Origin of the sequence: Aeromonas sp. JL9, from assembly GCF_024436075.1 — a bacterium.
GTDB lineage: Bacteria > Pseudomonadota > Gammaproteobacteria > Enterobacterales > Aeromonadaceae > Aeromonas > Aeromonas veronii.
The window spans coordinates 141861-161965 of sequence record NZ_JANFNV010000007.1 but is presented as its reverse complement, the minus strand read 5'-3'; the positions used below and the strand labels follow the sequence as shown (position 1 = coordinate 161965).

General features: G+C 60.6%; 17 protein-coding genes and 3 tRNA genes. 11 read left to right on the top strand and 9 right to left on the bottom strand.

The genetic code is table 11. The features are described from left to right. The first annotated feature begins 291 nt into the window (after window positions 1-291). The 4 genes from malQ to msrB all read left to right on the top strand — a co-directional run bounded on the left by malQ (window position 292) and on the right by msrB (window position 7352). Window positions 292-2481, top strand: a complete 2190-nt coding sequence (malQ, locus tag NOM06_RS08080) for a 4-alpha-glucanotransferase (RefSeq protein ID WP_255910982.1) — start codon at window positions 292-294, stop codon at window positions 2479-2481. An 82-nt stretch (window positions 2482-2563) separates the two neighbouring features. After that, window positions 2564-4741, top strand: coding sequence for a 1,4-alpha-glucan branching protein GlgB (gene glgB, locus NOM06_RS08075; protein WP_047439608.1), 2178 nt, complete (start codon window positions 2564-2566; stop codon window positions 4739-4741). After that, window positions 4741-6897: a glycogen debranching protein GlgX gene (glgX, locus tag NOM06_RS08070; protein ID WP_255910980.1), complete on the top strand. Its 2157-nt coding sequence runs from the start codon at window positions 4741-4743 to the stop codon at window positions 6895-6897. Before glgB ends, glgX begins: the two co-directional genes overlap by 1 nt. A 68-nt stretch (window positions 6898-6965) precedes the next feature. Continuing rightward, the gene (gene msrB / locus NOM06_RS08065) at window positions 6966-7352 is read left to right on the top strand and encodes a peptide-methionine (R)-S-oxide reductase MsrB (RefSeq protein ID WP_158110548.1); all 387 of its coding nucleotides are present in this window, start codon (window positions 6966-6968) and stop codon (window positions 7350-7352) included. Between the two features lie 73 nt (window positions 7353-7425). On the opposite strand, the gene chrA is transcribed toward msrB, so the two are convergent. After that, entirely contained in the window at window positions 7426-8577 is a 1152-nt protein-coding gene (chrA, locus tag NOM06_RS08060) for a chromate efflux transporter (RefSeq protein WP_370688912.1), read from the bottom strand. Between the two features lie 72 nt (window positions 8578-8649). Continuing rightward, window positions 8650-9105 (bottom strand): NUDIX hydrolase, encoded by a 456-nt coding sequence (locus tag NOM06_RS08055; protein WP_255910976.1) that lies wholly within the window; start codon window positions 9103-9105, stop codon window positions 8650-8652. 206 nt (window positions 9106-9311) lie between these two features. Here NOM06_RS08055 and NOM06_RS08050 point away from each other — a divergent pair, with 206 nt between their 5' ends. Both NOM06_RS08050 and NOM06_RS08045 read left to right on the top strand, forming a co-directional pair. After that, the gene (locus tag NOM06_RS08050; RefSeq protein ID WP_204482515.1) at window positions 9312-9539 is read left to right on the top strand and encodes a hypothetical protein; all 228 of its coding nucleotides are present in this window, start codon (window positions 9312-9314) and stop codon (window positions 9537-9539) included. A 145-nt stretch (window positions 9540-9684) separates the two neighbouring features. Then, a complete protein-coding gene (locus NOM06_RS08045; protein ID WP_005343224.1) occupies window positions 9685-10002 on the top strand; it encodes a hypothetical protein in 318 nt (105 codons plus the stop codon). A 131-nt stretch (window positions 10003-10133) separates the two neighbouring features. Here NOM06_RS08045 and NOM06_RS08040 read toward each other — a convergent pair whose 3' ends face one another. Together NOM06_RS08040 and NOM06_RS08035 are read right to left on the bottom strand one after the other, a co-directional pair. Next, window positions 10134-10610, bottom strand: a complete 477-nt coding sequence (locus tag NOM06_RS08040; protein WP_005304871.1) for an Lrp/AsnC family transcriptional regulator — start codon at window positions 10608-10610, stop codon at window positions 10134-10136. A 311-nt stretch (window positions 10611-10921) separates the two neighbouring features. Continuing rightward, window positions 10922-11545: a metalloregulator ArsR/SmtB family transcription factor gene (locus tag NOM06_RS08035; protein WP_255910974.1), complete on the bottom strand. Its 624-nt coding sequence runs from the start codon at window positions 11543-11545 to the stop codon at window positions 10922-10924. A 106-nt stretch (window positions 11546-11651) separates the two neighbouring features. Here NOM06_RS08035 and NOM06_RS08030 point away from each other — a divergent pair, with 106 nt between their 5' ends. Then, window positions 11652-12881 carry an MFS transporter gene (locus tag NOM06_RS08030; protein WP_255910972.1) on the top strand — a complete coding sequence of 410 codons (1230 nt, stop codon included), beginning with the start codon at window positions 11652-11654 and terminating at the stop codon, window positions 12879-12881. Window positions 12882-12991: 110 nt separating this feature from the next. Beyond that, a complete protein-coding gene (locus tag NOM06_RS08025; protein WP_255910969.1) occupies window positions 12992-13810 on the top strand; it encodes a Cof-type HAD-IIB family hydrolase in 819 nt (272 codons plus the stop codon). A gap of 51 nt (window positions 13811-13861) precedes the next feature. Here the strand turns inward: NOM06_RS08025 and NOM06_RS08020 are convergent, their stop codons facing one another. Next, the gene (locus tag NOM06_RS08020) at window positions 13862-14425 is read right to left on the bottom strand and encodes a DUF2799 domain-containing protein (protein WP_069554893.1); all 564 of its coding nucleotides are present in this window, start codon (window positions 14423-14425) and stop codon (window positions 13862-13864) included. A gap of 207 nt (window positions 14426-14632) precedes the next feature. Between NOM06_RS08020 and NOM06_RS08015 the strand changes: the two genes are divergently transcribed. Continuing rightward, window positions 14633-15472 carry an isopenicillin N synthase family oxygenase gene (locus NOM06_RS08015; protein ID WP_255910967.1) on the top strand — a complete coding sequence of 280 codons (840 nt, stop codon included), beginning with the start codon at window positions 14633-14635 and terminating at the stop codon, window positions 15470-15472. 211 nt (window positions 15473-15683) lie between these two features. Next, complete coding sequence (locus NOM06_RS08010; protein ID WP_255910965.1) at window positions 15684-16997, top strand: sodium-dependent transporter; 1314 nt, start codon at window positions 15684-15686, stop codon at window positions 16995-16997. 3 nt (window positions 16998-17000) lie between these two features. On the opposite strand, the gene NOM06_RS08005 is transcribed toward NOM06_RS08010, so the two are convergent. After that, a complete protein-coding gene (locus tag NOM06_RS08005; RefSeq protein ID WP_255910963.1) occupies window positions 17001-17720 on the bottom strand; it encodes an ABC transporter substrate-binding protein in 720 nt (239 codons plus the stop codon). 432 nt (window positions 17721-18152) lie between these two features. Between NOM06_RS08005 and NOM06_RS08000 the strand changes: the two genes are divergently transcribed. Further along, entirely contained in the window at window positions 18153-19466 is a 1314-nt protein-coding gene (locus NOM06_RS08000; protein ID WP_255910961.1) for a sodium-dependent transporter, read from the top strand. A gap of 354 nt (window positions 19467-19820) precedes the next feature. On the opposite strand, the gene NOM06_RS07995 is transcribed toward NOM06_RS08000, so the two are convergent. From NOM06_RS07995 to NOM06_RS07985, 3 genes are all read right to left on the bottom strand, one after another. Beyond that, window positions 19821-19896, bottom strand: a tRNA-Val gene (locus NOM06_RS07995). Window positions 19897-19912: 16 nt separating this feature from the next. Next, window positions 19913-19988, bottom strand: a tRNA-Lys gene (locus NOM06_RS07990). Between the two features lie 36 nt (window positions 19989-20024). Next, window positions 20025-20100, bottom strand: a tRNA-Val gene (locus tag NOM06_RS07985). Window positions 20101-20105: the final 5 nt, after the last annotated feature.

The following is a 20105-nucleotide window of genomic DNA, read 5'->3' as shown; positions in this document are numbered from 1 at the left end:
AACTCTCCGGTGAGTCAACCAACATTCTGTCTGAAATTGCGCTATATCATGAAAAACTGTGAAATTAATTTTCTGTTTATGTAACTGATTACCACGTTTTGACGAAAAAAGTGCCAGATCGTGGCATCGCGCAGATATCAACAATAGTGCCTACTCGGTCACACAACCATTCACAGAGATATGTAAAAATGTGCGCGGTTTAGCATGGCCAAAGAGCCACTGTTCAAGTACCACCCCATAAAAATCAAACAAAATAGTATAGATAGAATCCACAGCGGGAATTCTCAAACTATGACCACCCTGATTGAACAGCTGGCTGCCGCAAAAGGTATCGCCAGCGAGTATGTCGATGCCTGGGGCCACCCGGCCCAGGTATCAGAAGAGAGCAAGGCCGCCATGCTGGGCGCCATGGGCTACCGCGTCGATGACGAGGCCGCACTGGTGCAGCAGCTGGAAGAGGAGCATCGCCAGCACTGGCTGCGGGCGCTGGATCCTGTGATGGTGGTTCGCACCGGCGACGCCGTTACCCTTGAGGTTCGCCTCCCCATCGAATTCGTCAACGACGCCCTCACCTGGCAGCTCCAGCAGGAGCAGGGTGCTGTGTTGTCCGGTCAATTCACCCCCATCGAGGGTGAGCTGGTCGGCGTGGCCGAATTTGAAGAGATGGAGTGCCAGGCCTATCGCGTCACGCTGGATATGGCCCCTGAGCTGGGTTATCACCAGCTGGTGCTGCTGGAAGAGGGCAATGACGAGCCGCTGGCCACCATGCGCCTCATCGTTGCCCCCAAGGCGTGCTACAAGCAGGCGCCGATTGCCAATGGCCGCAAGGTATGGGGCCCCAGCGTGCAGCTCTACTGCCTGCGCAGCCGCCACAACTGGGGTATCGGTGATTTCAGCGATCTGGGCCAGCTGGTTGAGAAAGCGGCCGCCTGGGGGGCCCACTTCGTCGGCCTCAACCCTATCCACGCCCTCTATCCGGCCAATCCGGAGAGCGCCAGTCCCTACAGCCCCTCTTCCCGTCGCTGGCTCAACGTGGCCTATATCAATGTGGAAGCGGTGCCCGAATTCCAGCAGAGCGCTCGCCTGAAGGCGGAAGTGGCGAGCCCTGCCTTCCAGCAACATCTGGCCGATCTGCGCGCCAAAGAGAACGTCGATTACACCGGCGTGATCCAGACCAAACTCGGCATGCTGCGTCAGGTGTTCGATGAAGCCACCCTGAGCGCCGAGCGTCAGGCCGCCTTTGATGCCTTCGTGGCCGCCGGTAGCGACAGCCTGCAACAGCAGGCAGCATTTGATGCCCTGCAGGCCCACTTCTATGCCAAAGGCGAAAATGCCTGGGGCTGGCCGGTATGGCCGCAGGAACTGCGCGATTACCACAATCCTGCCGTTGCCGCCTGGATGGCCGAGCACCCGCAAGATGTCAACTTCTACCTCTATCTGCAGTTCCTGGCTGACGAACAACTGGCGCAAGCCGATGCCCGCGCCAAGGCTGCCGGCATGGTGATGGGGATCTATCGGGATCTGGCGGTGGGCGTCTCCGAAGGCTCCACCGAGATCTGGGCCAACCAGGATCTCTACTGCCCGAAAGCCTCGGTCGGTGCGCCGCCCGATATCCTCGGCCCGCTCGGTCAGAACTGGGGCCTGCCCCCGATGAACCCGAACAAGCTGTTCGAAGCGGCCTATCAGCCGATGGTGGACTTGTTCCGTGCCAACATGCGCTCCTGTGGCGCTCTGCGCATCGACCACGTAATGGCCTTGCTGCGCCTGTGGTGGGTACCGCCCGGAGCGTCCGCCGCCAAGGGCGCCTACATCTACTATCCGGTCAACGATCTGCTGGGCATTCTGGCCCTCGAATCCCACCGTAATCAGTGCCTGCTGATCGGCGAGGATCTGGGCACCGTACCGGAGGGGATCGACGTGACCCTGAAAGAGAACGGCGTTCACTCCTACAAGGTGTTCTTCTTCGAGCGCTCCAAGGAAGATGGCGGCTTTATCTCCCCGGCACACTACACAGAGCAGGCGATGTCGGCCCTGACCACCCACGACATGCCGACCCTCAAGGGCTTCTGGCACTGCGATGATCTGGCGCTCGGCCGTCAACTGGGTCTGTATCCGGATGAAGATGTTTTGAAGACTCTGTATGCTGATCGTCACCAGGCCAAACAGCGGATCCTCGACAGCCTGCATGCCCACAAGGTCATCTCTGACAACATCAGTCATGACGTGAACTGGGTCGGCATGAACACCGAACTCAACCACGGTCTGCAGATCCACATGTCCCGCGGCAGCTGTGCCCTGTTCAGTACCCAGCTGGAAGATTGGCTGGAGATGGACAAGCCGGTCAACGTACCGGGCACCAGTTACGAATACCCCAACTGGCGCCGCAAGCTTTCCGCTGATCTGGAAGATATTTTTGCCAATGAGGCACTCAAGGCACTGGCTGGCAAGATGAGCCAAGCCCGTGATGAGGCCAGTCGTTGAGACGCTGCCTCCCACAGCGCTCTCACCTAAATCCACTCCGGCTTCGGCCGGAGTGGATGCTCTGTCATGAAAGGAAATCTCGATGCTCGTTGAACGTTTGGTTGCTGCCCGCTGTTCCGATCCCTTCTCTCACTTAGGCCTGCAGGCCAATCCGGATGGGCCCGGCCTCAAACTGACCGCCTGGTTGCCTGATGCCCTCGAAGTCCGCGTCAAGGATCTCAAGTCGGGCAAAGTCGTTGCCACCCTGGCGCCCACCGATGAATCGGGTCTTTTTGAAACTGTTTTCACCCGCCGCAAAAACTCCTTCCCCTATCAGCTGATCGCCAGCTACCAAGATGCCACCACCGAGGTCATCGACCCCTATCAGTTTCAGGATGCCGCCTGGGCAGGCCTGGCCGAACTGACCGCCCAGCCGGAAAACCTCTATCACACCCTGGGCGCCCAGCTGCGCACCGTGGAGCATCTTGGCCAGCAGGTGGAGGGGGTGCGTTTTGCGGTCTATGCGCCGAGCGCCACCGCCGTGAGCCTCATCGGCGATTTCAACTTCTGGGATGGCCGCCGCCACCCGATGCAGCGCAGCCTCTGCGGTCACTGGGTGTTGTTTGTGCCGGGCCTCAAGGCCGGGGATCGCTACAAGTTCGAGCTCAAGGATCCCATGGGCAACCGGCTGCCCCACAAGAGCGATCCGGTCGGCTTTTACTGCGAGCAGTATCCGTCGTTCGCCTCCGTGGTCTATGACCACGCCCAGTACCAGTGGCAGGATGCCGAGTGGATTGCCAGCCAGCACAACGACAAACGCGAGCAGCCGCTCTCCATCTATGAGCTGCACGTCGGCTCCTGGAAGCGCCACCCCAACGGCGACAGCCTGAGCTGGCGCGAGCTGGCAGTGGAGCTGGTCGCCTACGTCAAGGAGATGGAGTACACCCACATCGAGCTGCTGCCGGTCTCCGAGCACCCCTTCAGCGGCTCCTGGGGCTACCAGCCTGTGGGTATGTTCTCCCCCACCAGCCGCTACGGCACCGCAGATGATTTCAAATACTTCGTCGACCAGTGCCACCAGGCCGGGATCGGCATCATTCTGGACTGGGTGCCCGCCCACTTCCCGTCTGATGCCCACGGGCTGGCCCGTTTCGACGGTACCCCGCTCTATGAATATGAAGATCCGCGCCGTGGCTGGCACCCGGACTGGAACTCCTACATCTACGACTTTGGCCGCGACACAGTGCGCCAGTTCCTAGTGGCGAGCGCCCTGTTCTGGCTCGACAAGTTCCACATCGACGGCCTGCGGGTGGATGCGGTCGCCTCCATGCTCTATCTGGACTACTCCCGCAACGCCGGTGAGTGGGTACCGAACGTCGATGGCGGCAACCACAACTACGAGGCGATCAGTCTGCTCAAGTGGACCAACGAGGAGGTCTACGGCAAGTATCCCCACGCCATGACCATAGCCGAAGAGTCCACCGCCTTTGCCGGTGTCTCCCGCCCCACCTTCCTCGGCGGCCTCGGCTTTGGCTTCAAGTGGAATATGGGCTGGATGCACGACACCCTCACCTATATGCAGAAAGAGCCGATCCACCGTCGCTACCACCACAACGACATGACCTTCTCCATGGTTTACCACTATGACGAGAACTTCATCCTGTCGCTCTCCCACGATGAGGTGGTGCACGGCAAGCACTCCATGCTCTACAAGATGCCCGGTGACGAGTGGCAGCAGGCTGCCAACCTGCGGGCCTACATGGGTTTCATGTACGCCCACCCGGGCAAGAAGCTCAACTTCATGGGCACCGAAATCGCTCAGAGCAACGAGTGGAACCACGACGCCCAGTTGCCGTGGCATCTGCTGCAATATCCCAAGCATGCCGGTCAGCAGCGGCTGATCCACGATCTCAACCACCTCTACCGTCATGAGCCTGCCTTGTATCAGGCCGATTATGAGCAGACCGGCTTCCGCTGGCTGGATCACAACGATGCCGACAACAGCATCTTTGCCTGGCTGCGGGCAGACAAAGAGGGCAAGCAGGCTATTGTGGTGGCTTGCAACTTCACCCCGGTGCCCCGTCTCGAATATCGGATCGGCGTCCCTGCGGCGGGCCACTATCGGGTGGTGCTCAACACCGACAGCGAGTATTACTGGGGCAGTAACTATGATGTAGGTCTGGTGTTCGCTGCCGAGCCGACCCCCTGGCAGGGGATGGCACACAGCATAGTGCTGGATCTGCCGCCGCTGGCGACCTTGTTTATCAAACAGGAGTCTTGATGCTTGTAATGGAAAAAGGGGTGGGCCACCCGCTGGGGGCCCGCCTTGACGAGAACGGTTGCCACTTCTGCGTCTGGGCCCCCCAGTCGGACAAGGTGGAGATCTGCCTGTACGACGAGCAGGAGCAGGAGCTGATGCGGCTGGAGTTGCCCGGCCGCCGTGGCCAGTATCGCTTTGGCTACGTGCGCGGCGTAAAGGCCGGTCAGCGCTACGGCTATCGGGTCTATGGTACTCCGCAGGAGGGGATGCTGTTCGATCCGCAAAAACTGCTGATTGACCCCTACGCCAAGGCGCTCAGTCGTCCCACCTACTGGGATGAAGCCCTCTATCAGGGTGACAGCGCCGGGATGATTGCCAAGTCGGTGGTGATGGATGACAGTTTTGACTGGCAAGGGGTTGGCAAACCCGGGATCAGCCCGGCCCGCACCATTATTTACGAGACCCACGTCAAGGGCTTTACCAAGCAGCATCCGGGGATCCCCAAAGCGCTGCAGGGCACCTACCTTGGCATCTGTCACCCGCTGGTCATCGAGCACATGAAGAGCCTCGGCATCACCTCGGTGCAGCTGATGCCGGTGGCCGCCTTCATGTCGGAACCGCGACTGGAACAGCTGGGACTGACCAACTACTGGGGCTACAACCCCATCGCCTTCTTCGCCCCGGAGCCGCGTTACAGCACCAGGGCAGATGAGGCGGTGACCGAGTTCAAGACCATGGTGCGCGAGCTTCACCGGGCCGGGCTCGAGGTGATTCTGGATGTGGTCTACAACCACACTGCCGCCTCTGGCTTCGACGGCCCCACCCTCTCGTTCAAGGGCTTTGACAACGCCGGTTACTACGCCTTCGAAGCAGGCCCCCACGGCCCCGACTACACCCGTCACGCCAACGTGACCGGCTGTGGCAACAGCGTCAATCTGGATCACCCCAACACCCTGCGGCTGGTGCTCGATGCCTTGCGCTACTGGGTCACCGAGATGCAGGTGGATGGCTTCCGTTTCGATCTGGCGGTGACACTGGCGCGGGAAGCTGGGGAGTTCGAGCCCATGGGCGCCTTCTTCAAAGCCGTGATGGCCGACCCTGTGCTGTCACAGGTCAAGCTCATCGCCGAACCCTGGGATATCGGCCCCTTTGGCTACCGGCTGGGTCAATTCCCGAGCCAGTGGCAGGAGATCAATGACCGCTACCGCGATACTGTGCGTGCCTTCTGGCGCGGTGATGCGGGCAAGATGGGGGACTTTGCCACCCGCTTGGTGGGGTCGCGGGATATCTTCCCGAAGAACTGGCGCTCCCCCCACACCAGCGTCAACTACCTCTGCTATCACGACGGTTTCACCCTGGAGGATCTGGTCTCCTACAACCAGCGCCACAATCAGGCCAACGGTGAAGACAATCGGGATGGTCACGGCAACAACCTCTCCTATAACCACGGGGTAGAGGGGCCGACCCTGGATCCGCGGGTCAACAGCTTGCGCCAGCAGCAGAAACGCAATCTGATTGCCACCCTGCTGCTGTCGCAAGGGACCCCGCACTTCCTTGCCGGGGACGAGATGGGCCGCAGCCAGCTTGGCAACAACAACGCCTACTGTCAGGACAACCAGATCAGCTGGGTCAACTGGCAGTGGCGACCGGAGGATGAGCGGCTGTTCGCCTTCACCCAGCAGATGATGGCGCTGCGGGCGGAGTCCAGCGTCTTCTCCAACCTGCAACTGAGCGACGACAGCTGGAATGGCACCCCGTCCAGCTGCCATCAGGTCAACTGGTATCACCCGGACGGCCACCAGCTCACCGATCAGGATTGGCACGCCCCCATGGGGCAGGCGTTCGCCATGGATATCGGCATGATCAACTGTGTCGGCGAGCGCTGGTACGTACTGTTCAACGCCAGCGATTATGACATCCAGTTCCGCCTGCCACCGCCGGGGGAAGGGCTGGAGTGGATCCAGACCATCGACACCGCCACCAACGATGGCCTCCCCTTCCTGCCCGATGACATCAAACGGCAGGTGGCAGTCGGCCGGGCACACTCACTCAAACTGCTGGAGCGGGTGGCGCTGGCCAGCACGGCGGAGGATGCCCAGCCACCGCAGCAGGAAATTCTCCCTGCATCCGGTGAGGAGATGGTTGCCACCTCGATCACAGATACAGGCAAAGCATAAGAAGCATGCTGGAGTCAGCTTTACGGAGCCGCTATGCTGGGCTCCGGTATGGATGGCAAGGAGTCGGTATGAGCAGTAACAATCCGGAACAGTGGCGCAGCAAACTGACCCCCGAGCAGTTTCACGTCTGCTGGGAGAAGGGCACCGAGCGCCCCTACAGCGGCGCCCTGCTCCACAATCGCAAGAGCGGCGACTACCTCTGTGTCTGCTGCAAGAGCGTGCTGTTTCACTCAGGAGCCAAGTTTGATTCCGGCTGCGGCTGGCCCTCGTTCGACAAGGCCATCGAGGGGACGGTGGAGTACACCGAGGACAACAGCCACGGCATGAATCGGGTGGAGATCACCTGCCGCCAGTGCGGCTCTCATCTCGGTCATGTCTTCCCCGACGGACCGACCGAGACCGGCCAGCGCTACTGCGTCAACAGCCTGAGTCTGGATTTCGATCCCGACGCTTAAGCGGCTTACCCATTGCAATAAAAACGGCGCCTCCGTTATGGAAGCGCCGTTTTTTATCGGGATTTCACCGCATTCACGCCAGCAGGATAGCAGCCATCACCAACAGGGACGCGATGGCCGGCACCGGCAACTTCAACACCCGCAGCAGATAAAAGCCGATGGCCGCCAGCGCCAGATCGGTCGGCGCCAGCACCGCACTCTGCCACACCGGCTGATAGAGGGCCGCCAGCAGCAATCCCACTACGGCAGCATTGATGCCGGTGACAGCCCCCGCCAGACGGGGACGGGCCAGCCACTGTTGCCAGCAGGGGCCCACCGCCCAGAGCAGCAGAAAACCGGGTGCAAAGAGCGCCAGGGTCGCCGACAAGGCTCCGAGCAGCGGCATCTCGGGCTGCAGCTGGGCGCCAAGATAGGTGGCAAGGGTAAACATGGGGCCCGGCACCAACTGGGCCAGGCTGTAACCGGTCAGAAACTGCTGCTCGTTGAGAGTGTGTCCCACGCTCTCTTGCAGCAACGGCAGCACCACATGACCACCGCCAAACACCAGACTACCGGCGCGATAGAAGTCGGCAACCAGCTGGCCAATCGGGCTAGCGAGCAGCGGCAGACCGATAAAAAGGATGCCAAACAGCAGCAGGGTCGGCCAATGAGGCTGACTGGCAGCGGCAGCAGGCAGCTCGGCGGAGGCTGGGCGACTACCCGCCCCGCGCTGGCTGCGGGCGCAGATCAACGCAGCTCCCGCCAGCATCAACAGTTGAGTCAGCAGACCGGGCTGCCACCAGAGTGCAGCAGCGGTCACCACCATAATCCCCTGGGTCATTCCCGTGGCACAGAACTGACGACTCATGGTGAGCACCGCATCGGCCACCACGATGAGCGCCAGCAGTTTAAGGCCGTGCAGCGCAGCGTCGAGCCACAAATTGCTGCCCAGCTGGCCGATGCCGATCGCTGCCGCCAGTAGCAGAAGAAATGAGGGCAGCGTGAAACCAAGAAAAGCTGAGAGCGCCCCGCCCAGACCGGCGCGATGACGACCGATGGCGAAACCAAGCTGGCTGGAGGCGGGCCCCGGCAGCAGTTGGCACAGGGCCAGCAAGTGGGCAAATTCAGCCTGTGTCAGCCAGCCGAGCCGCTGGACGAAGGTGCGCTGGAAATAGCCGATATGAGCGGCCGGACCACCAAAACTGATGCATCCCAGCCATAAAAACTGAATAAATACCTGTCCCACGCTCTTCTCCCTCATCCCTCTTCTCCCGATGAAGAGGGATATTATGACAGCGCGATGATCGTTTTATGACAATCAGACTGATTCGGCCGACACCATTGGCACATCACCCGGCAGATAGCAGCGTCCCGCCAGCCAGCAGGCGATGGATTGGCGGCTGGCATCGAAGTGGGGCTCGGGCAGCGCGCGCGGATCGCACCAGACCCAGCCTTCGCACTTCTCCGGCTCCAGCAGCTGCGGCTCACCATCGGCCTTAGCGTGCAGCGCCACCGAGATATAGTGCAGCCCGCTCTCGCGCCAGGTCTCCAGATTGTTGGTCACCGCCACCACCTCGGGCCCGTGGATCTCAAGTCCGGTCTCCTCGGCCACCTCGCGGATCGCCGCCGACTCGAAGCTCTCCCCCAACTCCAGATGACCACCCGGGATCGACCAGTAGGGGGCATGGCTCCCTTTGCGTTTGCCAAGCAGCACCTGGCCTTGGGCGTTGGTCAGGATGACGCCGACCCCGACGCGGGGATAGAGAGTGGACATGAAAACGCTCCTTCAATCAGGCAGTAAAACGGCCCCACCTTAGGCCCAAGGAGGGCACAGGGCAAGCCCCGGCTGCACGGCACCTGCGCCTGTCGGTGGCTCCTCCCCTTGCCCCTGAACCGGTTATCACTGATGCTGGGGAGTGAAGCCCGGATGGAGAGGCCATCCCCATCCTCTCAGTCCCCCATTACCTCGAGGAGTCCGCCATGAAAAAATTGCTCCCCCTGTGCGCCCTGCTGCTCACGGCTTGCCAAGCCACGCCGCCCCCCAACTCGCTCGCCATCGATGATGCCGACGCCTGGCAGGCCATTTGCAAAGATGGCACCCGGGTTCGCGCCGTGGTAGCAGAGGGGATCTGTGGGGATCATCGCGGGGTAGCCATGTGGACGAATAAGCCAAGAGCGGAACGGATGGCAGAAGAAGCCGCCAAATAGTGTGATCCAGGCACCATAAAATGACACTGCCGGCCAATTGGCCGGATTTTTTCGCGATCTCGCCAGCACTTTGCCACCTTGTTCATGGTGCGCTCAGTTTTCTGTTCCCATACTGGCCCTACAGTTCCAAAAGAGGAGAGACAAGATGCAAACATCCATCGTCGGGCTCTCCATTCTGTGGGGGCTAGCCAGTTTTGGTGTTCAGGGGGATTTCATCGAGAGCCGTGATTCCGTTGCGCCATCCTGGCAAGCCGAGTCCAGAGTGGAGATGGAAGGTTATCTGATTGAATCGCTTGGCGAAGATCGCTGGCTGTTCGACAACGGCAGCGAGAGCCTGCTGGTCTCCCTGCCCGAGGGGCAGTGGGTGCCAACCGGCGAGCGGCTGCGGGTCAGCGGCGAACCGCAGCAGGAGCAGAGCGGCTGGCTGCTGCAGGTGGAAGACATCAGCCAGGTCAGCGTCTGACCACGGCAGTCGCCCCGTCACCGCGACAGCTAATCCAGACCCGATAACCACTACCGAATAACCAAGAGCGAATAGCAAAAGAGGAGGCCACTGGCCTCCTCTTTCTGTTTCTATAAGCGGCTTGCGCGGGCTCAACCCAGATGGTTGAGCGGCAGAGCCGTCTTGTGCTTGATGCGGCGCAGCACGAAGCTGGAGCGCACCCCGGTCACCCCCGGAATATGGGTCAGCTTGTCCAGCAGGAAGTGCTGGTAGTGCTCCATATCGCGCACCACCACCTTGAGCTGGTAGTCGGCATCGTTGCCGGTGATGAGATCACACTCCAGCACTTCGGGCAACTCGCTGATTGCACGGTCGAAGTTTTCGAACCGCTCCGGCGTGTGTCTGTCCATGGAAATGTGAATGTAGGCGGTGAGGGTGAGGCCAAGCTGGCGGGCGTTGAGCAAAGTAACGTGGGTGTCGATGAGACCGGCATCCTCCAGCGCCTTGACCCGGCGGGAGCAGGGGGACGGCGAGAGCCCGACCAGCTCGGCCAGTTCCAGATTGCTGATGCGGCCATTCTCCTGCATCAGCTCGAGAATATGTCTGTCTATGCGATCAAGTTTCAGCATTTACCCTTCCTCGTTGCAATGACTAATCCACTTTTCCTAGATTAAGGGTGAACTATTGCAAAAACAACCGAAATAAGTGGTTACTTTGCAACCACTCACCGGTACGGGAGGGATACTATGGTTACATCTTCCGGTGGCAAAGCAGATACCTGACCGGGTCTCTGCGGTGAAGGACCTTACCGGGTCAAGAGCCCCATCAGCCGTCTTACCTTATCGGGAAACGACGGGCTGGAACGAGAGAACCCCCTCCCCGAAGGCAACAAAGCAGGCATCCCGGCGCCTGCTTTGTTGTTTTTGGGCGTTTGGCGCAATCAGAGCGCGGGCGGCGTGATGCGATAGAGACAGCGATGCGCCCCCTCCAGCAGATATTGCTCCCGCTCCACCGTCGCCGGCGCCAGCAGCTGGCGAAACAGCGCCAGTTCGCTGCGACAGAAACCACGGCAGGTGCGCGCCGCCGCACAGATGGGGCAGTGGCTCTCCCACAGCAGCCAGCTGCCATCCTCTTCGCGGCGGATCTCCGCCATGTAGCCCTCGCGAGTACGCAGTTCCTTGAGCGCCGCCAGCCGGCCAGAGAGGCCATGGGACCCCAGCTCCTCCTGATAGCGAGCAAGCATCTGCTGCTCCCGCTGCTGGATCAGCCGTTCCATCCCCTCCTCGCCAAACAGCTCGCGCACGTTGTCGATCAGCTGCACGGTCAGGTCGCTATGGCTATCGGGGAAACGCTGCCAGGCCTGCTCGGTGAGCTGCCACAGCCGCACGGGACGACCGCGCCCGCGCGCCTCGTCGCTGAATGTAACCCACCCCTCCTGCTCGAGCGTGAGCAGGTGCTGGCGGGCGCCCATGGAGGTCATCTGCAACTGCTCCCCCAGCGCGGCGGCGCTCTGCGGGCCATGGCTCTTGAGCAGAAACAGGATCTTGTCGGTGCTTGCGTTCATGGTCTCATTATGGGGATCGCCCTTTATTAAATCAACAATTCACTTTACTTAATCCCGTCTATGAATCAGCATAAATAAACCAATAACTTTACTTAATTGGTGCAACATGGAGAAACACGGGCACAAAAATCCCCTCTGGGTGCTGGTCATGACGGTCACGCTGGCAGTTGCAGGCTTCAGTCTACCCTCCCCGGTATTGGCACCTTTGCTGCTGGATCCGGCCCACGGCATGCTGACGCCGGAAGCCTCCGACTGGAGCCGCAAGGTGTGGCTGGGGGTCATCATGGGGCTCTATCCCCTGTTCCAGCTGGTGGGCTGCCCGTGGCTCGGACGGCTCTCCGACCGCTATGGCCGCAAGCCACTGCTGTTGCTCTCGCTGGCCGGGGTACTGGCAGGCTATGCCCTGATGGCACTCGGTATCGCCTGGCGCTCCCTCCCCCTGTTGCTGCTCAGCCGGATTGTGGAGGGGCTATGCAACGGCAACATAGCCATCGTGCAGGCGATGGCGGCGGATCTCGCCGGCAAGGAGCACAAGGCCCGCAGCTTCGCCTGGATCAACATCGGCATGAATCTGGGCTGGGTCGTGGGGCCGATGATCGGGGGCTACGCCGCGGTGATCTCGGGGGATTACAGTCTGGCCGCCTGGCTGGCGGTAGGAATGACCCTGATCAACCTGCTGCTGGTCTACTGGCTGATCCCCTATCGTCCTCCGGTGGCGGCCACCCGTCAGACTGCGACCCTCTCCAGCCGCCAGTTGCTGCTGCAACCGGCCCTGCAGCCCTACTTCGCACTTACCCTGATCAGCTATGGCGCCGTGCAGCTCTATTTCACCTACTTCAATATCTGGCTGGTGGAGAGGCTGGCCTGGGATCCGGCCCAGCTGGCGCAGGCGGCGGTGCTGGTGAGCCTGCCCATGATGGCGGGCTCCTGGCTCGGCTCTCGCATCGCCCGCCACTGGCGCGGCAGCTCCCTCGGGATTGTCGGCCATCTGGTGATGGCGAGCGGCATGCTGCTCTTTATCCTGCCCGTGCACTGGTGGGGGCTGGCACTTACCTTCGTTCCCGCTGGCATCGGCATGAGTCTGGGGGAGCTGGCCACTTCGGTGGCGATCTCCAACCGCAGTCACCCGGAGCAACAGGGGCAGGCGATGGGGCTCTACCGCGCCCTCGCCGTGGGCAGCGAGATCCTGGCGGTGCTGCTCGGCAGTCTGGTGCTGCTGGCCGGTACCGAGTGGCCCTTCTATCTCGCCACCCTCTGCTCCCTTGCCAGTGCCGCCGGTTTCTATCTGCTGCGCCGCCGTGCCGACCGTCGTCAACAGCTGGCCAGCTGCACCTGAGCCACGAAGGGATCACAGTTCGGCGCTTCGGCCACGGGCAAGACTTGCATCGGAGCGCCGGGTCTGGGACGGTAAAGCTCTTTGCGGATTTGTTCGATGCTGGAGGAGCTATGAGTGAGTACAAGGCCATCGCGCTCGATATGGATGGCACCCTGCTGACCCGGGATCACAAGATCTCGTCGGCCACCCGGGCAGCCCTGGCGCAGGCCCGCGCCCACGGCATCAAGGTGCTGCTGGTCACGGGACGCCACTACATGACGGCGCGTCCCTTTCACCACGAGCTGGCGCTCGATACTCCCATCATCTGCAGCAACGGCGCCTGTCTCTATGATCCGGTGCAGAACCGGATCCTCAGCGGCGACCCGCTGGCGGCCGCCCCGCTTACCGAGCTGCTGGCCGCGGTCGAGGCACAGCAGATGGGCGCCCTGTTCCACCTGAGCGAAGGCATTGGCTACATCGGCTGTGAAGAGCATGTCACCCGCATCCGCCACTGGTCGGCCAATCAGCCGGATCACCTCAAGATCGCCATCCATCCAGTTGAGGAGCTGGCAGGCTGGCTCGACAACCCGGTCTGGAAACTGGAGCTGTTCAATCAGGATCCGGCACGCCTGCACACCTTTATGGGCGAGGTGGTCGAGCAGATACCCTTTACCCGCGACTGGGCGGCCCCCTATGCGGTAGAGCTGGTACAGCCCGGTTGCAGCAAGGGCAACCGGCTTGCCCAGTGGGCAGCCAGCGAAGGGATTGCGATGGAGCAGGTGGTGGCGTTTGGGGATAACAACAACGACATCAGCATGTTCGAGCAAGTTGGGCTGGCGGTGGCCATGGGCAATGCGGCGCCGCAGATCCAGAGCCATGCCCATCGGGTCACGGCCGACCACAACGAAGATGGCATCGCACTGGCGCTACAGCGCTGGGTACTGGCCTGATCTGACAAGGTGCAACATGGCCAGCACGCGGGCTGGCCATGAAGAGAGGGATTAACCGCCGAAGGAGAACTGGATCACCCGATCCGGATAGCGCAGACGGTTGTACTCCCGGCGCAGGGATTCGTAGTGGCGAATGGCCCGATCGCGCTTGGCGCGGTAGTAGTCGCGCTGTTCCGTGTTGGTTTCGTTGCGGATGCTGCGCTCCAGCGTATCGATATCCCGCTCGGTACGCTCCAGCTCGTCGCTGATCTCCCGCATGCGGGCGGCCAGTTTGTACTCTTCGTAGCCGCGTTGATACTGCTTGAGGAAGCTGGCGTCATTGGGGCATACCCCCAGATAGGCCTGCCCCTCCTTGCCCTTGCTGTAAGCCAGCTCGGGGATGCAGTAGAGCTCCAACCCCTTGTCGTAGCCCCGTTTCCACTCGGCCTCATCCACTTTGAGGCCATATTCGCTGCAAGAGGAAACGTAATCGCGGGTCGCCTGACGGGTTTTGCCTTCCGATCCATCCTGATAACCTAGGTTGTACCAACTCATGGTGCGGCACTCATCTTCTGACAGGGCACTGCATCCCGCCAGCAATACCGGCAGGGTCAGCAACAGGATTTTGGGGGACATGAACAGACTCCGGAAAAGATAGTGAGCGGCATTCTAGAGAGGATAAAAGGCCATAACAAGGGATGCGCCCCCGCACGGTCTGGCGCGGTTTATTTGATATTTTTGTCACTATTCGCGACCACGCCAGACGGGGCAGCCAACCCGCTTTCCTTGTTATCAGGTGCAAGGTAAACTGCGCCATCTTTTAACTGGCGCGCAACAAAAACAATGAAAGTCCTGACCGTCGATTACCGCTCACCCGATGCGGCCCAACGCTTCACCGAATCCCTGCAAACCACCGGCTTTGGCGTGTTGACCAATCACCCCATTCCGAAAGAGCTGGTGCAGTCCATCTACGAAAACTGGTATCGCTTCTTCATGAGCGAGCAGAAGCAGGATTTCCTGTTCAACCGCGAAACCCAGGATGGCTACTTCCCGCCGTCGGTCTCCGAGGTGGCCAAGGGCCATAGCCAGAAAGACATCAAGGAGTACTTCCACATCTACCCCTGGGGCCAGATGCCGGAAGAGCTGAAAGAGCAGGCGATGGAGTACTACCGTCTCGCCAACGGTCTGGCCGCCGAGCTGCTGGGCTGGGTCGAGCAGTACACCCCGGCCGATATCGCCGCTCACTACAGCTGCCCCCTCTCCTCGATGATCGAAGAGAGCCAGAAGACCCTGCTGCGGGTGCTGCACTATCCGCCGTTCGATGGTACCGAGGAGCCGGGTGCCATCCGCGCAGCCGCCCACGAGGATATCAATCTGCTCACCATCCTGCCCGCCGCCAACGAGCCGGGGCTGCAGGTGAAGAGCTCCGATGGCGAATGGATGGATGTGCCGTGTGACTTTGGCACCCTCATCATCAACATCGGCGACATGCTGCAGGAGGCCTCTCGCGGCTACTATCCCTCCACTACTCACCGCGTCATCAACCCGACCGGTGGCAGTGCCAGCAAGTCACGCATCTCCCTGCCGCTGTTCCTCCACCCGCGCCCGGATGTGGTGCTCTCCGAGCGCCATACCGCCCACAGCTACCTGATGGAGCGGCTGCGGGAGCTCGGGGTGATCTAGTCCGCCGACGAGCCGTTGTCAGAGACCAAACCGGAGCAATCTCGCTCCGGTTTTTATTTGGTGGCAGGATTGGGCAAAAAACAGAATTAAATTAGCAAATCATGCCAATAAATCGCATTTACACCTGATAACCGTCGTAGTGATTGCGCAGTGACCTCCGTAACATGAGCGCCATTCTGCCCCTGCCAAGGGGCGCTCGATTGGAGTTCTTATGAAGCAGTCCCAATGGTCATCCCGACTCGGCTACATCCTCGCCGCAGCGGGTTCCGCGGTCGGTATCGGCGCAATCTGGAAATTCCCCTATGTCACCGCCGTCAACGGCGGCGGCGCCTTCCTGCTGGTCTTTCTGCTGTTCAGCTTCACCCTGGGGGTTGCGGTACTGATGGGGGAAACCCTGCTCGGCAGCATGAGTCGCCGCGGGGTAGTCGGTGCCTTCTCCGATCTGCTCGGCAAACAGTGGCGCTGGGTTGGGGTAATGGGGGTGATCTCTACCCTGCTCATCTACTGCTTCTACAGCGTGGTGGGCGGCTGGACCCTGGGTTATACCGGCATGGCCATCTCAGGCCAGCTCAACCATGGCGATGCGGCGGCCCTCACCGCCCGCTTCAATGACTATGTCAGCGGCGACGTCTGGCCCATTCTCACCCATCTGCTGTTTGCCGCCCTTACCTGGATGGTGGTGCAAGGCGGCATTCAGAAAGGGGTGGAGCGCACCCTGCGCTGGATGATGCCGGCCTTGTTCCTGATGATCCTGATGCTGGTCGCCTTTGGCCTCACCCTGCCCAATGCGATGGCGGGGGTACGTCACTTCCTGATGCCCGACTTCAGCAAGCTGGGGATGTCTGGCGTGCTCGATGCCATGGGGCTGGCCTTCTTCTCCCTCTCCATCGGTCTTGGCATTCACACCACCTACGGCGCCTATCTGCCGACCAGCGAAGGGGTTGGTCGCTCCAGCCTCTGGGTGGTGCTGCTGGCCAGCATGGTGGCAGTACTGGCGGGGCTGATGATTTTCCCGGTGCTGGCCTCGACCGGTATCGATCCCGCCTCCGGCCCCGGCCTCACCTTTATGACCATGCCGGCGGTGTTTCAGCTGCTGCCCTTCGGTCAGGTACTTGAGGTGATCTTCTTCGCCCTGCTGGTCTTTGCGGCGCTCTCCTCGGCCATCTCCCTGCTGGAGCATTTGCAGTGCTTCCTGTGCGAGACCTGGGGCTGGTCACGCCGCACGGCCTGCAGCGCCATCACTGGATTCGTCATGGTTAGCGGTGTTCCGGTCAGCCTGTCGTTTGGTTCGCTGCAACACGCAACCCTGTTTGGCAAAACCATCTTCGAGCTGCTGGACTTTGTCACCTCCAACCTGATGATGCCGCTGTTCGGCCTGATGCTGACGCTGCTGCTGGGCTGGAAGCTGGGACGCAAGGCGCTGCCGCAGGGGATTGCCAACCACTGGCATCACCTGCTGATGAACTGCTGGCGCTGGATTGCCCCCTTGCTGATCGGCGGGATCTTGATTCGCGGTCTGGTGTGACGGTTACTCTTCGCGGGTGGGCTCATCGGCCCGCCCCTGTGCGGCTCTGACGGCCTCCAGGGCATGCTGCCAGCGGGTGATCTCGGCATCATCCGTTCCCTTGGAGAAGACGATATAGAGACCGGCCTGATGGAGCAGCACGCCACTGCTGACGATGCTGCGCCGGGATAACCCCATCTTGTCGAGGGTGGCCTCCATCACCAGCTCCGCCATCGGCAAGGCATCGATCTTGCCCAGCATCAGCCGCTCTATCGCCTCCCCGACCGTCTTGTAGCGCACCAGATTGGTGTAGCCCTCATGGGTCAGCCGCACATCATCGGCATTGCCCAGCACCACCCCTACTCTGGGCAGATCTCGCAGCTGCGCCAGCGAGGTCAGCGGGTGGCGACTATCCGGCGCCTGATAGATAAAGACCCGATTGATAAAGAGCGGGCCAACCCATTTGAAATGGGACTCCCGCTCCGGAAGCCGCTGTACCACGAACAGTCCATAGCCGGGCTCGACCCGTGCTAGCGCCAGCGCCCGCTTGAGCGGGTAAATCCGCACCGGATAACGGGTGCCGAGCTCCTCCTGCACCTCATCAATCAAACGAATGGCGAAGCCATCGAGCTTGCCGTCGCGGTATTCGGTAAAGGGGGGTAAGTCGTGACTCAGCAGGGTTAATCCAGGCTGCGCCGTCACACTCAGGCTGATCAGCAACCAGGGCAACACCATCCATCTCATACGACATCCTGTCTCATCGTTGTTCCCGTCAGCGCCATGTAGCAGTCACTAGTTCCAGAAGAATCTACGTCGATTATCGCCCAGTAAATAGCCACAAGGTAGAAAAGATACGGCCCGGCGAGGTTTTCCCCCATTGAGTTGTGCGTATAGCCAGAGTGGTGACAACGGCACACATAAAAAATTTTTGATTTTATGTGTCAATTATTCTTTCCATGGTTTAGGCTGTTCCCTCATTCATTGGTCAGGTTGCCACCTCATGTCTGCCATCCTCGTGCTGTTTGGTCGATTTTTTAGCTCGCAAGAGAGGTGACCTTGCACGCACAGTTTTTCTGAATGTTCATTGCAAAGGTCGCCTCAGGCGGCCTTTTTTATGGTCTGTCGTTTATTGCTACAGAGGAGTATTGCTTCGATGTCGTGTTACCCGGAGGTTGTATGAGCCAGGTTCAGTGGTCTTCCCGTCTCGGTCATGTGCTGGCCGCAGCAGGCACAGCGATTGGCCTTGGTGCCATCTGGAAGTTTCCCTATGTGACCGCCACCAATGGCGGTGGCGCCTTTCTGCTGGTGTTTCTGCTGTTCAGCTTCACCCTGGGGGTAGCGGTACAGGTCGGCGAAACCCTGCTCGGCAGCCATAGCCAGCGCGGGGTGCTCGGCGCCTTTCACAAACTGGTGGGGCCGAACTGGCGCTGGATGGGGTATATGGGGATCGCCTGCGGCTTCTTTATCTACAGCTTCTACAGCGTGGTCGGTGGCTGGACCGTGGGTTACGCCGCGCTGGCGATGGCTGGCAAACTCAACCTTAACGAAGGAAGCGCCCTCACCGCCCTGTTCAACGGCTATGTCAGCAACCCCTGGTGGCCGGTGCTGACCCATCTGGTGTTTGCTGGGCTAACCTGGTGGTTCGTGCAGGGAGGTATTCAGAAAGGAGTGGAGCGGGCACTGCGCTGGATGATGCCCGCGCTCTTCATCATGATGCTGCTGCTGGTGGGGGTTGGCCTCTCCATGCCGGGCTCCATGGCGGGTGTACGCCAGCTGCTGCTGCCGGACTTCTCCATGCTGACCGGCCAGAGCGTGTTGGACGCGCTGGGGCTGGCCTTCTTCTCCCTCTCCATCGGGCTCGGGGTACACACGACCTATGGCGCCTACCTGCCCAATAGCGAAGGGGTGCTGCGCTCCGGGGTCTGGGTCGTTACCCTGGCCAGCCTTATCTCGGTGCTTGCGGGCTTGATGATCTTCCCGGCGCTGGCCTCCACCGGCATCGATCCCACCGCGGGCCCAGGGCTCACCTTTATGACCATGCCTGCCGTGTTCAGTCATCTGCCGTTCGGTCAGGGGCTGGGGGTGATCTTCTTCCTGTTGCTGCTGGTCGCCGCCCTCTCCTCCTCCATCTCCATGCTGGAGCATCTGGTGCGCTTCACTACCGAGGAGTGGGGCTGGTCTCGTCGTGGCGCCTGCCGGGTACTGACCCTGCTCATCATGGCATCCGGCATTCCAGTGAGCCTGTCGTTCGGCCCATGGAGCGATCTGACCCTGTTTGGCAAGACCATCTTCGAGCTGCTCGACTATCTGACCTCCAACCTGATGATGCCGCTGTTTGGTCTGGTACTGACCCTGCTGCTGGGCTGGCGCCTGGGTGATGCCATATTGCCTGCCGGCCTGTCACCCACCCTGCGTCTGGCGCTGCTCTGGTGCTGGCGCGTGGTGGCGCCGCTGCTGATCAGCGGGATCCTGATCCGCGGGATCATGTAGCACCTTGCGCATCTTTGCGGGCAGGCCTTGGCCTGCCCTTTTATTGCTGGCGTTCACTTTATTACAGGCGTTCATATGAGCAGCATCACGATGGACAGGAGTGAGGTCAGTGGCCGTCGAGCAATCTCGGAAGAGCAGGATGAAGAAGGATCGGAGTGGCAGAGTGGCAGAGTGGCAGAGTGGCAGAGTGGCAGAGTGGCAGAGTGGCAGAGTGGCACAATAAGAGGTGGCGTTCGGCTCGCCACACCGGCAACAGAAGAAGTTGAAGTACTGAATTGCGGGCAAAAAAAATCCCCATCTGAGTGGGGACTTTCTCTGCAATCGCAGCTGATATCTCAGCCTCGCTTGCGAATATGGTGGTCGTTACTGGGATCGAACCAGTGACCCCCTCCTTGTAAGGGAGGTGCTCTCCCAGCTGAGCTAAACGACCTGGGATTCTGAAATGATGGTGGGTCGTGCTGGATTCGAACCAGCGACCAATTGATTAAAAGTCAACTGCTCTACCGACTGAGCTAACGACCCATCTAAATCATTTTTTTAAACTTTTTACTGCAAATATGGTGGTCGTTACTGGGATCGAACCAGTGACCCCCTCCTTGTAAGGGAGGTGCTCTCCCAGCTGAGCTAAACGACCTGGGA

Excerpts from the sequence above, each read along its gene's own strand:
- NOM06_RS08050 (WP_204482515.1), top strand. The coding sequence starts at position 9,312 with ATGAAAAAATTGCTCCCCCTGTGCGCCCTGCTGCTCACGGCTTGCCAA.
- NOM06_RS08030 (WP_255910972.1), top strand. The coding sequence starts at position 11,652 with ATGGAGAAACACGGGCACAAAAATCCCCTCTGGGTGCTGGTCATGACG.
- NOM06_RS08055 (WP_255910976.1), bottom strand. The coding sequence starts at position 9,105 with ATGTCCACTCTCTATCCCCGCGTCGGGGTCGGCGTCATCCTGACCAAC.
- NOM06_RS08045 (WP_005343224.1), top strand. The coding sequence starts at position 9,685 with ATGCAAACATCCATCGTCGGGCTCTCCATTCTGTGGGGGCTAGCCAGT.
- NOM06_RS08005 (WP_255910963.1), bottom strand. The coding sequence starts at position 17,720 with ATGAGATGGATGGTGTTGCCCTGGTTGCTGATCAGCCTGAGTGTGACG.
- glgB (WP_047439608.1), top strand. The coding sequence starts at position 2,564 with ATGCTCGTTGAACGTTTGGTTGCTGCCCGCTGTTCCGATCCCTTCTCT.
- NOM06_RS08010 (WP_255910965.1), top strand. The coding sequence starts at position 15,684 with ATGAAGCAGTCCCAATGGTCATCCCGACTCGGCTACATCCTCGCCGCA.
- NOM06_RS08000 (WP_255910961.1), top strand. The coding sequence starts at position 18,153 with ATGAGCCAGGTTCAGTGGTCTTCCCGTCTCGGTCATGTGCTGGCCGCA.
- glgX (WP_255910980.1), top strand. The coding sequence starts at position 4,741 with ATGCTTGTAATGGAAAAAGGGGTGGGCCACCCGCTGGGGGCCCGCCTT.
- NOM06_RS08015 (WP_255910967.1), top strand. The coding sequence starts at position 14,633 with ATGAAAGTCCTGACCGTCGATTACCGCTCACCCGATGCGGCCCAACGC.
- NOM06_RS08035 (WP_255910974.1), bottom strand. The coding sequence starts at position 11,545 with ATGAACGCAAGCACCGACAAGATCCTGTTTCTGCTCAAGAGCCATGGC.
- NOM06_RS08040 (WP_005304871.1), bottom strand. The coding sequence starts at position 10,610 with ATGCTGAAACTTGATCGCATAGACAGACATATTCTCGAGCTGATGCAG.
- NOM06_RS08025 (WP_255910969.1), top strand. The coding sequence starts at position 12,992 with ATGAGTGAGTACAAGGCCATCGCGCTCGATATGGATGGCACCCTGCTG.
- malQ (WP_255910982.1), top strand. The coding sequence starts at position 292 with ATGACCACCCTGATTGAACAGCTGGCTGCCGCAAAAGGTATCGCCAGC.
- NOM06_RS08020 (WP_069554893.1), bottom strand. The coding sequence starts at position 14,425 with ATGTCCCCCAAAATCCTGTTGCTGACCCTGCCGGTATTGCTGGCGGGA.
- msrB (WP_158110548.1), top strand. The coding sequence starts at position 6,966 with ATGAGCAGTAACAATCCGGAACAGTGGCGCAGCAAACTGACCCCCGAG.